Genomic DNA, 13,850 nt, shown 5'->3' with positions numbered 1-13,850 from the left:
GCGGGCTTCAGCCGCGAAAAGTCAGGACAGGGTCGCAGAGTTCCATGGTTTTCCGCGTCGTCGCCACGGTCGTCTCGCTCGCCGCGCTCGGTTCGGCGTCGGCGTTTGCGGCCGACATGCCGGCCATCGACGCGCCTGTGGCCGCCGCCGCCGTGAACGAAGGCTGGATCGTGACCCTCAAGGGCACCGCCGTCGTTCAGCCCGAGTTCGAGGGCGCGGCGAAATACGGCCTGTCCGGCTATCCCGGCCTCAGCATCCGCCGTCCCGGCCAGCCCTGGAAGTTTGGCGCGCCGGACGACGGCTTCGGCTTCGCGGTGATCGACACGCCGTGGTTCCAGATGGGCCCCGTGGCCCGCATCCGCGGCGAGCGCGATTCGAGCGACGTAAAGAAGTTCTTCGGTATGAAGGACATCGACTGGGCGATCGAGCCCGGCGCGTTCGTCGAGGTCTATCCGGTCGACGTGTTCCGCATCCGCGGCGAGCTTCGCCACGGCGTGTGGGGCCATGAGGGCTTCGTCGGCAACGTCTCGGCCGACTACATCCAGAAGTTCGGCGCCTTCACGGTGTCGCTCGGACCGCGCATGGAGATCGGCGACAGCGACTTCATGAACGAGTATTTCGGCGTCTCGGCGAGCGAAGCCGCGGCCAACGGCCGGATCACGCCGTATAAGGCCAAGGGCGGCGTGAAGTCCGTGGGCGCGGCCGGGGCCGTCACCTATGACGTGAGCGACGCGTGGAGCGTGACCGCGTTCGGCGCCTACAACCGCCTCGTCGGCGAAGCCGCAGACAGCCCGGTGGCCAAGAAGCTCGGCACCAAGGACGCGTTCACGGCGGGCGCGGGCCTGTCCTATTCGTTCGGCGTCGACTGGTAAGCGGCCGAGTCGCGCCAGAAAACGACAAGTCCCTAAAATTCTATTGAATTTTGAAGCGAGGCCGTGAGGGGTCTCGTGCCAGATCTGCGGCGTTGCGGTCTCCATTCGGAGGCCGTGTGGGGGACGCCATGTCGATCAGTCCGATTTCCTCGCAGTCCGATCCTTATTCCTCGCGCACCTCTTCCACGCGGTCGTCGAACGCGGACACGGTCCGCACGTCGAAGACGGAGAGCCGGGACGACGCCTCCGACCGCGCCGCTGCGGCCGCGCAGCGCACCTCCGCCTTGTTCGGCGCGCTCCAGACCCCGACGGTCGGTATCGACCGTGTCTCCAAGCTGATCGCTTCGGCGAAGGCGGCGGCGGTGGCGGCGGCCGCCGAACCCGCGGCGGCGGCCGACGGCGGCGGCGAGAAGGTGAAGTCCGTCGACGAAATGCTGGCGAATGTCGGCTATGTCGAGACCACGCGTACGAGCGCCGCGGCGGCCGTCCAGCCGGAGGCGAGCGCAGCCGCGGCCGTCCCGGCGGCCTCGAGCCCGGCCCAGCAGACCGCTGCGGTCCAGCCCGTCGCCGTCGTCGCGCAGCCGACGATCCAGCCGACGACGCCCGCGCCCGCCCCGGCGATCCTCCAGCCCGTTTCCAGCCAGCCGGCGCCCAGCCAGGCCGAGCCGAGCCCGGCGACGCCTGCGCCTGTGGCGACGGTCCCCGCCGAACCGGTCGTCGAGCCCGCGGACGAAACGCCGGCTCCCATCGTCGCGGTGACGATCCCGACGCCTCAGCCCGCGCCTGCGCCGAGCGAGCCCGCGGCGGCCCCGGTCGCCGTCGCCCCGGCGCCTGTGGCTGCGAGCCCGGAACCGGCCCCGGCTCCGACGGAGCCCGTCGCCGCGCAGCCGGCCCCGGCCGCGCCCGCTCCGACGCCTGCGGCTCCGGCGCAGACCTCGCCTGCGCCGTCGTCCCCGTCCACGACGCCGACGACGCAGACCGGCTCGAGCTCGTCGACGGGCTCCTCGTCTTCGTCCGGCTCCACCCCGCCGTCCGGCGGATTGGGCGCCGTGATCGGGTCGCTGTTCAACCGACGCGTCTGAGCTCTCCGCTCTTGACGGCCGCGTGACGCTTCCGCAACAGAAGCGGAGCCACGCGGCCGTCGACGCCCGCCTCGCGTTGACAACGCGTTAACGCTGATCGTCAATCCTCGGGCGTTGGCGGCCCAGTCGGCCGCCAGGGAGGATGAAATGGCCAGCAAGAGCCCGGTCGCCTATCGCGGCCGCGAGCAGTCCGCTTTCCCGGCGGACGCGGCTGTCGCGCACAACGACGCCGAACCGTTCCCGACCCGCGAAGTTCATGTCGAGCTGAGCCTGCGAGCCCGGGTCGCGCCGCGGACTGCGGAGCCGGTGAAGAAGCGGGCCGCCGCGGCGAGCTGACCGCCGACACGGTTTCGACGACGCCATTCGCGCGAGATGCGAAGCGCGCCCGCACGGCGGTCGACGTCCTGCGGACGGGTCAGTCGGACGTTTTGTCCGCAACCGTCGGACGGCGCAACAGATAGCTGTCCATGATCCAGCCGTGAGCCGCGCGGGCCTCGGCCCTGACGCGCTCGATCTCGCCGGCGACGTCGTCGAGTTTTCCCGCGATCAGGATCTCGTCCGGCGTGCCGACATAGGCGCCCCAGTAGATGTCGACGTCGTCTTCGCGGAGCCGCCTGAAGGCGTTTTCGGCGTCGAGCATCACCACCACGCTGTCGACCCCGTCCGGAAACCGCTCGGCCAGACGTCGCCCGGGCGTGATCGTGACCGCGCGGCCGATCGCGTTCAGCGTCGTGCGGTGCCGTGCGGTCAGCGCCTGGACGCTGGTGATCCCGGGGATCACGTCCCAGTCGAGATCATGGCGTCCCGACGCCGCGATCGCTTCGACGAGCCGGATCGTGCTGTCGTAAAGCGAAGGGTCGCCCCAGACGAGGAAGGCCCCGCATTCGCCGTCCCTGAGCTCCGCTGCGATGAGACGCTCGAACACCGCCTGTTTGCGCGCGTTGAGATCGGCGACGGCCGCGAGATAGTCGCCCTCGCGCTCCCGCTCGGGGTTGGCCGCGTCCACGAAGCGATAGGCGCGCTCGCCCATGTGCCGCGCGCAGATCTTCTTCCGCAGCGCGTTGAGCTTCTCCTTGGCCGGGCCCTTGTCCATCAGGAAGACGACGTCGACCTGGCTCAGCGCCTTCACGGCCTGGATGGTGAGATGGTCGGGGTCGCCCGCGCCGATGCCGATGATCTTGATCGTCTTGGGCATGCGCCCTCCCGCAGCCGCCGTCCGGCGTGTCGAAGCGCGACTGGTAGCGGCTCGGGCCGCAAAGCGCGAGATCCGATGGACGGTTCGATCACGGCTGCGCGAACGCCGTAAGTCCGATTGCGAAGACGATCGCGGACAGCTAGCGTCGCCTCTGTCTTCGGCTCGCGCCGAAGGCTTCGATCACGTCGGCGCTTCGAAAGAAGCTTAATTGGGAACTCGGTGAGAGCGACGTGTCGCTCAATTCCGAGGCTGTCCCTGCAACTGTAAGCGGCGAGTTCGATGCGCGTTGGAAGCGGGGCGAGGCCCTGAGCTTCCGGCCACTGGAAGGGATCCGCGAGTCGGAGCCGATCCGGGAAGGCCAGCGCGTCGGGCCGTGACCCGCGAGCCAGGAGACCTGCCGGCGTCCGATCGCTCTTGCCGCGGCCCAGGGGATGGCCGGGGCGCGGCTTCGTCCGTCTGAGCGACAACGGTGCGGCGGGGGCCGCATCGGTTCGTTCTGGCGGGCCCATGCGCCGATCCGCCCGAAACGCGCCGACCGTGATCCACGGAGTCCCCCGCTCGAGTCGCAAGGCGCGGGGACGACGCGATGAACTTCGGCATGACCTTGCGTGCGGCGGGCGCCTTGTCGGCCGCCCTCGGACTGGTCGCGCCGGCGTTCGCCCAGAGCGCGGAGGACGCCGAAGAGGCGACGCAGCTCGAGACCATCACGGTCGTGGGCGACGAGCCGAAGCTGAAGGACGTCCAGTCGCCGGGCGAGGTCTCGGTCGTCTATCCCGACGACGTGAAGGGCGAGCACAAGTCTCTGCCCGACCTGCTGGACCAGATCCCCGGCGTCTATGCGCGCCGGGTGGCGGGCACCGGCCAGTACACCACCGCCAGCATCCGCGGCTCCTCGCCCAGCCAGGTGAACATCTACATCGACGGCGTGCCGTACAACACGGCGAGCGAGGCCGCGACCGACATCTCCACGATCCCGATGTCGAACGTCGAACGGGTCGAGGTCTATCGCGGCACGACGCCGGCCCGGTTTTCCGGAGCTCCGCTCGGCGGCGCGATCAACATCGTGACGAAGCGGCCGGACCAGGCGCGCTCGAGCGCCTCGGCGGGCGGGCGCTCCTTCGGCGGGCGGCAGGCTTCGGGCAGCGTCACCGCCCCGCTTGCCGGCGGCACGCTGCTCATCGGCGTCGACGGCGAGAAGAGCACGGGCGATTTCGACTACACGAAATACGCCGTCAGGTCGCTGGACCGGATCGTCTATTCGGACGGCACCACCTATGCGCAGCGCAATCCGAACTCGCAGCGCCCGACCGACCGCACCCGCCTCAACAACGACTACGAGAAGGCCAACGGCCTCCTGAAGTGGCAGAACGAGACCGTCTTCGCGAAGTGGTCCTACAACGCCATGGAGCGCTTCATGCCGACGGCGGTCGATCTCGGCGCGCTTCGGTGGGAGGACGTCAAGGATCCGCCGATCACGGGCGTCGACAGCGAGCGCCGCCGTCAGCGCGTCAGCGAACACAACGGCGCCTTCGGCTGGCGCGACACGTTCGGCGACCTCACCGTCGGCGCGACCGGCACCTTCATGGACCAGTCGAAACGCTACCGGAACCTCGACATGGTCGGGTTCCAGGGCGTCGGCGCGATCTGGTCGGACTACCGCACGCGCCGCTACGGGATCTCGGGCGACGCGGCCTACGAACTCGGCAAGGACTGGGCGCTCGGCCACCGGCTGGAAGTGCGGGCCGAGCAGCTCTGGGAGACGCTCTACGCCGATGCGAGCGACCGCGAGGGCAGCGATCTGCTGACCCGCTTTCCCCGCCGGCGCAGCACGATCCAGGCGCAGGACACGATCACGGTCCGTCCGCTCGGCGACCTCGAGGTCACGCCCGTCGGCCGCCTCGAAAAGCTCGACGGTCCGGTCCTCGGCAGCCGCCTGTCGCCGCTCGGCGGCGCCTCCGGCGACTACGGCTGGAAGCCGAGCTGGAGCCTCAGCGCCAAGAAGCGCCTGTTCGACGGCTGGGAGGTGTTCGCGAACACGGGCACGTACAACCGCTACCCGAGCTTCTACGAGATCTACGGAGACGGCGTTTACGTCTCGCCCGACCTCGACAGCACGAAGAAGGCCCGCCAGCTCAAGCGCGAGCACGGGACGAATTTCGACTCGGGGTTCGGCTGGACCGGCGCGCTCTGCGGCGACTGGAAGGGCGGTTTCCGCCTCACCTATTTCCAGCGCCGGACCGAAGACGCCATCACATTCTACCAGACGCCCGCCGGCGCGAGATACGTCAACTCTGGCACGACATTGACGCGGGGCCTGGAGTTCGAGGGGAACCTCGCCTTCGGCGACCGGGCCGACCTTCATCTCGCCGGCACGCTGCAGGACGGCCGCTACGTCAAGGGCACCTATTATTTCTTCGGCGGGACCGACGCGCGCGTCGTCGACGGCAAGCTCCGCGTCCTGCGCAATCCGGACTTTAGCGCCAACGCCCGCCTCAACGTCCACTTCCTCGAGGGCGCGCTCACGACCTTCGCCGAGCTTCGTTACGTGGGCCGCGTCTACCACGCGCAGTTCGCGCGGGAGAAGCAGGCCTATGAGGAGCCGCTCACCACGATCGATCTCGGATCGCACTATCGGTTCGAGAACGGCCTCAAGATCTCTGGCGGCGTCACCGACATCTTCAATCGCGGTCCGAAGCAGAGGTTTTCGGGACTTCTGCTGCATCAGGACCCGACGACGTCAGAGCCAAAGTACTGGGATCTGCGACCGAACGTCTATTACCCGCAGCAAGGCCGCACGGTCTACGCGACCGCGACGATGACGTTCTGACGGCGAACGATTTTTCACATGGAGAGCATAAACATGACTGAAGTCTCGCTTCACGCCTCTCGCCGGACGGAGGGCGGACCGCTCAAGGCCCTCGTCGCAAGCGGGCTCGCGGCGCTCTGCCTCGCCGCCGCGCCGTCCGCAAGCGCCCAGGACGCCACGGGCTACGCCGCCTACACGGTCTACACCTACAATGGCGGCCCGCAGGGCATGGCCGGCCGCATCCGCGACGACGGAAGCGCCGTCACCGTCATCCGCAATCTGCGCACCGGCCTCGGCGGCGATCCGATCGTCGAGGGCGTGGTTCCGGCCGACGGCAAGTTCCGCATCGCGGTGACCGACCGCGTCTCGGCGCCGGGCGCGATCCCGCCCACATACATCTACAACGCCGCGCCCGCCACGAACCCGCTGCCGAGCGCGAGCCCGACCTGGTCGAACGTGCGCAACATGTCCGGGCTCGTCCGCCTCGGCAAATATCTCTACGCGCTCGACTACGACAACGCCCGCGTGGTCGAGATCGCGAAGGGAACCTTCGCCGAGACGGGCGTCACCTATTCGCTTCCCGCGCGCCTCACCCCGGAGGGCTTCGCCGCCCGCGGCCAGGCGATCGTCGTCGTGAACGACACGCTCTACGTGCTGTTCGCCTTCCCCGACGGCTCGTTCTCGAACTACGCCGACAGCCTGCTGGCGCGCTTCACCGTCAAGGGCGGCAAGTCGATCACGCTGAAGGAGGGCGATTACAACGCCGGCCTCGTGAAGAACGCCTTCGCGATCGCGGCGAACGGCTCGGACCTCTACGTCGCCGGCATCGGCGGCTCGCAGGGCGGCGGCAGCTACAGCAAGGCCTCGCGCCTCCAGAGGATCGCGGGCGACGCCGCGGACCTCTCGACCGCCAAGGTCAAGAACGTGCTGAAGCCCTCCAAGGATCGCCCCTACGATATCCGCGACATCAGCTTCAAGGGCTCGACCGCCTATGTCCTGCTCGGCGCCTATGACGCCAACTTCACGATGACGGGGCAGCTCGTCAGCACGACGAACTTCGAGAACTTCAAGGTGATCAACGACTTCAGCGCCGGCGCGCCGGGCTATTTCTGGGCGGCGCAGTATGTGCCGGACAACGACCGGATCTATTTCGGACGCGGCAGCGAGATCCTCGTCTACGACGCCTCGAAGACGAAGACGCCCGCCGCCACGCTGACGCTCAATCCGGGCAGCCTGATCTCGTCGGGCGACCCGTACGACAACATCAACGACTTCGCTTATGTGGGAGCGAAAGGCGGCGTCACGACGCTGCGCGGCTACCGCTCGCCGGTCCAGGCCTCTGCGACCCCGATCGGGCAGGCCTCGCGCGCCGTCTCGAACGGCAAGCCGGAGCTGAGCCCCGCCGAGCGGGCGCAGGTCGAGCGGCTGCTGTCGGGCGGCAAGTGACGCAAACGTCGGGCGGCGCAGGCCGCCTCTGACGCCCTGAGCACAGGCGCGGCCGCCGCAGGCCGCGCCTCGAAGGGCCAAGCCGAAGACGCTTCGCCTCGCGACGCGGCCCCGACTTCGCCCGCCGGGCCTTACGCCGGCGACAGCGGGATGCTCTGCTCGAACCGGAACAGATTTTCGGGGTCGTAGTGACGCTTCACCGTGCTCAGCCTCGCAAGGTTGTCGCCGTAATAGGCCTGCCGCCAGTCCTTCAGCGTCCGGTCGGGGAAGTTCACATAGGACCGCGGAAGCACGAAGCGCTGCATGTCGGCGAAATAGTCGTCGAGCCAGCGGGCCTGCTTCTCCACCAGATCCGGCGGATCGAGCGGCGACCATGCCCGCTCCATCTCGAAGATGAAGTTGGAGCCGCGGTGCGCATAGGCGGTCTCGTCAGGCTTTTTGTCGCCGACCGCGCCGCCGATCGCGAACAGAATGCCCATGTTCGATTGCGCGATCGAGCCGCCGGGCCATTTCGTCATCCAGGACAACGACGCCTCCAGGGCGTCGGCGGCCAGTTGCTCCCGCACCATGCTCGAGCGGACGTCGAAGAACCCTTCCGGGTCGTCGGTCACCAGATAGTCGCGCGCCTCCCAGTAGCTCATCTGCTTGATGTAGGCGCGCGCCGGCGCGCGCTGGCGAAACAGCGGCTGGATCAGCTCGCGGAAGGCGCTTTCCTCTCCGTAGAACAGGCCGAGCGTCTGCGCGGCGAGCTGATCGAGCCCGGGGAACGGCCCCGCCCGTCCGGCCGCGACTTTGCTGCGCGTGGAGATGTCGCGCGCGTTCTTGAGCTGCAGATCCTGCAGCGCGAGCATCATCTCGACCTGCTTCTGCGCCGGCCAGACGATGTTGAAGACCGTCACGTTCCCGACCGGCACCAGGCGATAGGTCAGGCTCGTGTTGATCCCGAAGTTCCCGCCGCCGGAACCGCGCAGCGCCCAGAACAGGTCGGGATTGGTCTCGGCGCTTGCGGTGAGAGGCTCCAGATTCGCCGGGACGAGGGTGGTCGACAGCAGTCTGTCGCAGGTCAGGCCCGCATGGGTGCTGGCGAAGCCCCAGCCGCCGCCGAGCGTCAGGCCGGTGACGCCGACGGTCGGGCAGCGGCCCGAGGGAATCGCGAACGGATAGGCGCTCGCGACGTCCGCCACGTCCTGATTGGTGGCGCCGCCCTGCACGGTGAGGGTCTGGTCGCCGAGATTGACGCTGACCCGGCGCAGCGCGCGCATGTCGATCAGCAAGCCCGGCGTCGTGGAGTAGCCCGCATAGGAGTGGCCGCCCGAGCGGACCGCGAACACCTCGCGATTGTCGCGCGCCCAGCGCAGGCACCGCACGACGTCGCTATCTGAGGCGCACAGCGCGATGGCGCGCGGCAGCACGTGGTCGTAGCGCGCATTGTTGGACCGGGCGCTGTAGCGGTACGCATAATCGTCGGGCAGCAGAAGCCGGCCCTGCATGTCGCGAGCGAGCGCCAAAAGGCCGCCATCGCCGGAGCCGATCACGAACTGCGCGAGAGCTGCGTTCGGAGCTGCGGAGACCGTCGCGCCCGCTGCGAGTCCGGCGCCGATGAAACCGCGCCGGGAAAATGACGTCGCCATCGCTGACACCCGAGAGACTGAGGGGAGGGGTTGCTCGCCGGGGTGGTGATGCTCCCCGCTTCTCACCCGGCGGACGCGCGAATCCTCTCGCGATTTGAGCGGTCGTCGACCGCAAGCGCAAGAGGCCGGAGGCGCACAGGCGCGGGGTTTCGCGGCGCTTCCGCCGGAGATCGTGGGGATGGCGCCGGCGTCGGCGCGAGGGCGTCATCCCGGCCGTTCCAACGACCGGCAGGCGCGCGCATGTGTCGGGAGCGGACGCTCCCGGCGCGTCTTCGGCGCTCGCGCCGACGCGGGAAACCCGGCCGTGAGCCTCGCGGGGGCTCGATGAAATGGAGTTTCTTCGGGGGTTCCCAAAGGAAGATTGGTACCGCCACCCCGGCTTGAACGGGGGACCTCTAGATCCACAATCTAGCGCTCTAACCAACTGAGCTATGGCGGCGTGGGAGCGTCTGCGCGGGCGCAAGGCCCACGGGAAGCGCGGCGGAACCTATGTGAAGGGGCGCCGCGAAGCAAGCGCCTCGGATCGGTTTTTGACCGCCGGAAAAATCCAGCCTGCGAACACGACGACGCCCGGGCCGCGTTGTGGCGGCTCGGGCGTCGAAAAGCTTGGCTTGACGGCCGCTTAGCGCGGCCGCTCGGGGCCCGTCACTGCGACTGGGCGAAGCGCGCGGTCTTGGAGGCGAGATCCTGGAAGGGCTTTGTGCCGTCCGTGGCCGCCTTCTGGGCGAGCGACGACAGCTCCTTGGCCTGGCCCGACAGGACCTCGAACTGCTGACGCGCGAACGACGTCTGCAGCTCGATCGCCTGGCTGACCGACTTCGCGCCGATCAGGGCCTGCAGGAAGTCGAAATGCGCGTTGACGTTCGAGCGGGTCAGCTCGACCGACTTGCGCGAAAACTCCTTGTAGCCCTTCGACGAGGTCGCAAGGGCGTCCTCGAAGGCGTCCGAGGTCTCTTCGGCGGCGGCCTTCCAGCGCGCGTAGCCGTCCTTGGCCTGCTGGACGGACTTTTCGGCGAGCTCGCGGACGGGCGCAGGCACGTCGGCGGCGATCTTGGACGCGGTCGCGAGGGTCTCTTCGACGGCTTCGTCGGACTTGGCGGCGGCGGTCTTGGGGGCGGTCGTGGCCATGGGTCTCACCTCTATGGGTCGGGCGGCGGACTTTTGGACATTAAGGCAGGCGCCGCGTTCCGCCGGACACGCACGGGCCTGCCTTGCACAGCGGATCCGAACGCCAAACCCATCGGAACGCCGCGTCTCAACCTTGTGTGCAGTGCAACATAATGTTGCGCTGCACTTGGATCAACCCCATGGCGAACATCAAAGCATCATTTCGTGTCAGGCCTGCGACCCGCCACGGCCCCCATCTCCTTCATCTGCTTGGTGAGGGTGTCGATTTGCGCCCGGGCGAATTCCGACTGAATCTTGAGCACTTCGTCGATCGTGGTGGCGCGCACCAGCTTCTGCGCATAGGCGAAGCTCGCCGCCATGTTCTGCTCGGCGAAACTGACCGCGGCGCCGGCGACGGCGCGGACGTTGGTCTGCGCGGTGTTCGCCTGAGTCTCCATGGTGTTGGAGGCTTTGTAGGCCGCGTCGAGGAAGCCGTCGAACGCCTTGCGGGCCTGTTCGACGCTCTTGTCCGCGAAATCGCGCATCTCGTTCGGAATTTCGTATCCGCCGTCCGCAGAACCCCTGCTGGCCATCGTCGACACCCCTCTAAAATCCCGACCGTTCGAGCCGAAACGCGCGACCGAGGAGCGCGGAGCCGAGGTCGTGAGCCTTGGTTAACAGCGGGGCCGGGCCTGCGCAAACCTGCTTTCGGCGCATGCAGCCCAGGGTCGCGTCCTGCGGCCCGGTCCCGCGTTAACTCTGCCGCGCGATGGCGGGGGACGAACGCGCCGCATCCGTGGACGCAAGGCCGCCCGGCCGATAATTAAGCTTTCATTAACCGATCTCGGACGCCCGCGTGGTTTTGCGGGAATTTCAAGGATCGCGATGTCGACCGGCACGCCTCCAGACGCCATGACGACCGAAGCCGGCACGCTCGCGCAGGAGAGCGCGGGCCGTCCCGCTTTCGTGATCGACGCCGACGGCGCCGTGGTGTGGGCCGGCCCGCTCGCCCGCAGGCTCATCGACGCCGGCGGCCTCGAGAGCGCCTCGGCCGCGACGCTCGTTCGGCTTGCCGCCTCCGGCGCCGCCACCATGGCGCGGCTGCGCTTCGGCGCGCTCGGCCGGGCGGCGCCGCTCGTCGTGCGGACGCGGCCGGCGGTTCTCGACGAGGGGCGGACGGTGCTCGTCGTCGAGGCGCTGAGCGAGATCGACCCGACGGTCGAATTCGAGCTCGACGATCCGGACGCCGGCGACGAGCCCGCCGTGACGGCGCCCGACGCGTCGGTTGGGCGGGCGGAAGTCGAAGTCCGGGCTGTCGACGCCCCTCCCGTGGACGACGCGCCAGAGCCCAACGAATCCAACGCCGAGCCCGAGCCCGAGCCCCTCACTGCGGCTGCTGAAGTCGAAGCTCCGGCGGCCTTCCAAGCGCCGGCGGACGAGGACCTCGCTGGCGTGCGCTTCGTGTTCGAGATCGACGCGGACGGACGGCTGGGCTTCCTGTCGCCGGACCTTGCGGATGCGGTCGGCCCGTCGGCCTCCGCGGCCGTCGGGCGGCTGTGGCGCGAGACCGCCCGCGCGCTGGCGCTCGATCCCGACGGCGCGGTCGAGCGGTCGCGGGAGGCCGGAGAGGGCTGGAGCGACGTTTCGATCGCCTGGCCGCTCGAGGACGGCCGCCGTCTGCCGCTCAGCCTCTCGGCGCTGCCGATGTATGACCGCGACCGCGCGCTCGTCGGCTTCCGGGGCCTCGGCCGCGCCGCATCGGCGCCGGTCGCGGAGCCCCAGGAGCCCGTCGTCTCGCCGGACGAGGAGGCCGCAGTGTCTCCCGGATTTTCGGAAGGCGCTTCGGTCGAGGCCATCGAGGCCGGTATGGCGTCGCAGGACGCCGAACTCGCCGTTCTCGACGATCTGGAGAGCGCCGCCGGTCCGGCCGAGCCTCAGGGTCCGGACGAGTCGGCCGTCGCCGAAGACGTCGCCGTCGCCGAAGAGCCCCCCATTTCGGATGAGGCGGTGGTCTCCGATCCGCCGCCGGTCGCCCGGCTGCTCGGGCGCAACGTCGTCACGCTGCGCGAGACCGCGCCGCCGCTGCTGACGACCAGCGAGGAGAGCGCCTTCGACGAGATCGCCCGGCGCCTGCGCGACGTCGGCGTGCGCACCTCCTCGTCTCCCTATGGCGACGACGGGGAGCAGGCGCCCTGGACCATCAACGACGTCGAGGCCCGTCTTGCGGTCGGCGCGCGGGCCGACGAGCTGCTGCGCCTGCTCGACCGCCTGCCGGCCGGCGCGCTCGCCCTGAAGCGCGGCGCGGTGGTCTACGCCAACCGCCACGCGCTCGAACTGCTCGGCCATCCGGACCTGACGAGCCTCGCCGAGCGCGACGCCGGCACGCTCTTCGCCGAACCGCTGCCGCGCGAGGACGACGCGGCCCCGGCGGCGCTGCGGCTGGTCGCGAGCGACGGGGCGGAGGTCGAGGCGGAGGCGCGGCTCTCCGCGATCTTCTGGGAGGGCGAGCCCGCCACGCTCGTCTCGCTCAAGCGCGCCGAGGGCGCGAGCGCGGCGGCCCGCGAGGCGATCGAGCGCGAGAAGGAGACCGCGGCGATCCTCGACACCGCGACCGACGGCGTGCTGACGCTCGACGGCGCGGGTCGGATCCTGAGCGCGAACCGCAGCGCCGAGGCGTTGTTCGGCTTCGAGGCGCAGGAGGTGATCGGAAGCCTCTTCACGCTCTCGCTCGCGCCGGAAAGCCGCAAGGCGGCGTTCGACTATCTCGACCGCATGCGCGCCAACGGCGTGGCCGCCGTCATGAACGACGGCCGCGAGGTGCTGGGCCTCGTGCGGCAGGGCGGCGCGATCCCGCTCTACATGACGATCGGGCGGATCGGCGCGCATGAGAGCGACCGCTTTTGCGCGGTCCTGCGCGACGTCACTCCCTGGAAGAAGGCGGAAGAGGAGCTCCTCGCGGCCAAGCGCCAGGCAGAGCGGGCGAGCGCGCAGAAGAGCGAGTTCCTCACCAAGGTCAGCCACGAGATCCGCACGCCGCTCAACGCCATCATCGGCTTCGCCGAGGTGATGATGGAGGAGCGCTTCGGCCCCGTCGGAAGCCCGCGCTACAAGGACTATCTGCGCGACATCCACGTCTCGGGCGGCCATCTCGTCGGCCTCGTCAACGACCTCGTCGACATCGCCCGCATCGAGTCCGGCGGGATCAAGCTCGAGCCGTCTCCGGTCGACCTCAACGAGGTCGCGGCCCAGGCGGCGACGCTGCTCCAGCCGCAGGCGAGCCGCGACCACGTCATCATCCGCGTCTCGCAGGCGCGCGGCCTGCCGCCGGTGATGGCGGACCGCCGCTCGGTCCGGCAGATCATGACGACGCTCACCGCCAACGCCGTGAAGCTTAGCCGGCCCGGCGGGCAGGTCATCGTCGCGACGGCGATGACCGATCTCGGACAGGCGGCGATCCGCGTGCGGGACGCCGGCGCCGGCATGTCGAAGCAGGAGGTCGCGGCCGCGCTCGAGCCGTTCCGCCCACTCGGAAGCGGCGGTGAGGCCAAGGGGCTGGCGCTGCCGCTCGCCAAGGCGCTCGCCGAGGCCAACGACGCGGCCTTCACGCTCACCAGCGAGCCGGGGCAGGGGACGCTCGCCGAGGTCGTGTTCCCGGCCGCGAAGGTGCTGGCGGGCTGAAGGCCGTCGCGCCGCCCGTCGTGGAAGGTTCAT

The 13,850-nt window shown here is 69.4% G+C and carries 10 protein-coding genes, 1 tRNA gene and 1 riboswitch; of the genes, 6 read left to right on the top strand and 5 right to left on the bottom strand.

Annotated elements, in window-relative coordinates:
* Positions 1–44: 44 nt before the first annotated feature.
* From ACFOWB_RS21625 to ACFOWB_RS21615, 3 genes are all read left to right on the top strand, one after another.
* On the top strand, positions 45–872 hold the full coding sequence (locus ACFOWB_RS21625) for a MipA/OmpV family protein (RefSeq protein WP_378149286.1): 828 nt from the start codon (positions 45–47) through the stop codon (positions 870–872).
* A gap of 128 nt (positions 873–1,000) precedes the next feature.
* The gene (locus ACFOWB_RS21620) at positions 1,001–1,954 is read left to right on the top strand and encodes a hypothetical protein (protein ID WP_261402207.1); all 954 of its coding nucleotides are present in this window, start codon (positions 1,001–1,003) and stop codon (positions 1,952–1,954) included.
* 147 nt (positions 1,955–2,101) lie between these two features.
* Positions 2,102–2,290 carry a hypothetical protein gene (locus tag ACFOWB_RS21615; RefSeq protein WP_261402208.1) on the top strand — a complete coding sequence of 63 codons (189 nt, stop codon included), beginning with the start codon at positions 2,102–2,104 and terminating at the stop codon, positions 2,288–2,290.
* A gap of 79 nt (positions 2,291–2,369) precedes the next feature.
* Here the strand turns inward: ACFOWB_RS21615 and cobF are convergent, their stop codons facing one another.
* Entirely contained in the window at positions 2,370–3,149 is a 780-nt protein-coding gene (gene cobF, locus ACFOWB_RS21610) for a precorrin-6A synthase (deacetylating) (protein WP_378149283.1), read from the bottom strand.
* A gap of 169 nt (positions 3,150–3,318) precedes the next feature.
* Positions 3,319–3,565, top strand: a riboswitch (cobalamin riboswitch).
* A 170-nt stretch (positions 3,566–3,735) separates the two neighbouring features.
* On the opposite strand from cobF, the gene ACFOWB_RS21605 reads away from it, so the two are divergent.
* Complete coding sequence (locus tag ACFOWB_RS21605; RefSeq protein ID WP_378149281.1) at positions 3,736–5,976, top strand: TonB-dependent receptor; 2,241 nt, start codon at positions 3,736–3,738, stop codon at positions 5,974–5,976.
* A gap of 33 nt (positions 5,977–6,009) precedes the next feature.
* Positions 6,010–7,401, top strand: a complete 1,392-nt coding sequence (locus ACFOWB_RS21600; protein ID WP_378149279.1) for a hypothetical protein — start codon at positions 6,010–6,012, stop codon at positions 7,399–7,401.
* A gap of 131 nt (positions 7,402–7,532) precedes the next feature.
* On the opposite strand, the gene ACFOWB_RS21595 is transcribed toward ACFOWB_RS21600, so the two are convergent.
* The 4 genes from ACFOWB_RS21595 to ACFOWB_RS21580 form a co-directional block, all read right to left on the bottom strand.
* Positions 7,533–9,032 carry an FAD-binding oxidoreductase gene (locus tag ACFOWB_RS21595; RefSeq protein ID WP_378149277.1) on the bottom strand — a complete coding sequence of 500 codons (1,500 nt, stop codon included), beginning with the start codon at positions 9,030–9,032 and terminating at the stop codon, positions 7,533–7,535.
* A 362-nt stretch (positions 9,033–9,394) separates the two neighbouring features.
* Positions 9,395–9,471, bottom strand: a tRNA-His gene (locus ACFOWB_RS21590).
* A gap of 206 nt (positions 9,472–9,677) precedes the next feature.
* Complete coding sequence (locus ACFOWB_RS21585; RefSeq protein ID WP_261402216.1) at positions 9,678–10,160, bottom strand: phasin; 483 nt, start codon at positions 10,158–10,160, stop codon at positions 9,678–9,680.
* A gap of 197 nt (positions 10,161–10,357) precedes the next feature.
* Positions 10,358–10,684, bottom strand: coding sequence for a phasin family protein (locus ACFOWB_RS21580; protein WP_261402217.1), 327 nt, complete (start codon positions 10,682–10,684; stop codon positions 10,358–10,360).
* Between the two features lie 340 nt (positions 10,685–11,024).
* Here ACFOWB_RS21580 and ACFOWB_RS21575 point away from each other — a divergent pair, with 340 nt between their 5' ends.
* A complete protein-coding gene (locus tag ACFOWB_RS21575; RefSeq protein WP_261402218.1) occupies positions 11,025–13,817 on the top strand; it encodes a sensor histidine kinase in 2,793 nt (930 codons plus the stop codon).
* Positions 13,818–13,850 lie beyond the last annotated feature (33 nt).

This window comes from Chenggangzhangella methanolivorans, assembly GCF_042648545.1.
Lineage (GTDB): Bacteria > Pseudomonadota > Alphaproteobacteria > Rhizobiales > Methylopilaceae > Methylopila > Methylopila methanolivorans.
This window is presented reverse-complemented; position numbering and strand designations above follow the sequence as displayed.

What these genes read in the sequence shown, in the direction of transcription:
- ACFOWB_RS21580 (WP_261402217.1), bottom strand. Translation starts at nt 10,684, where the DNA reads ATGCGCGATTTCGCGGACAAGAGCGTCGAACAGGCCCGCAAGGCGTTC.
- ACFOWB_RS21600 (WP_378149279.1), top strand. Translation starts at nt 6,010, where the DNA reads ATGACTGAAGTCTCGCTTCACGCCTCTCGCCGGACGGAGGGCGGACCG.
- cobF (WP_378149283.1), bottom strand. Translation starts at nt 3,149, where the DNA reads ATGCCCAAGACGATCAAGATCATCGGCATCGGCGCGGGCGACCCCGAC.
- ACFOWB_RS21625 (WP_378149286.1), top strand. Translation starts at nt 45, where the DNA reads ATGGTTTTCCGCGTCGTCGCCACGGTCGTCTCGCTCGCCGCGCTCGGT.
- ACFOWB_RS21595 (WP_378149277.1), bottom strand. Translation starts at nt 9,032, where the DNA reads ATGGCGACGTCATTTTCCCGGCGCGGTTTCATCGGCGCCGGACTCGCA.
- ACFOWB_RS21585 (WP_261402216.1), bottom strand. Translation starts at nt 10,160, where the DNA reads ATGGCCACGACCGCCCCCAAGACCGCCGCCGCCAAGTCCGACGAAGCC.
- ACFOWB_RS21620 (WP_261402207.1), top strand. Translation starts at nt 1,001, where the DNA reads ATGTCGATCAGTCCGATTTCCTCGCAGTCCGATCCTTATTCCTCGCGC.
- ACFOWB_RS21615 (WP_261402208.1), top strand. Translation starts at nt 2,102, where the DNA reads ATGGCCAGCAAGAGCCCGGTCGCCTATCGCGGCCGCGAGCAGTCCGCT.
- ACFOWB_RS21605 (WP_378149281.1), top strand. Translation starts at nt 3,736, where the DNA reads ATGAACTTCGGCATGACCTTGCGTGCGGCGGGCGCCTTGTCGGCCGCC.
- ACFOWB_RS21575 (WP_261402218.1), top strand. Translation starts at nt 11,025, where the DNA reads ATGTCGACCGGCACGCCTCCAGACGCCATGACGACCGAAGCCGGCACG.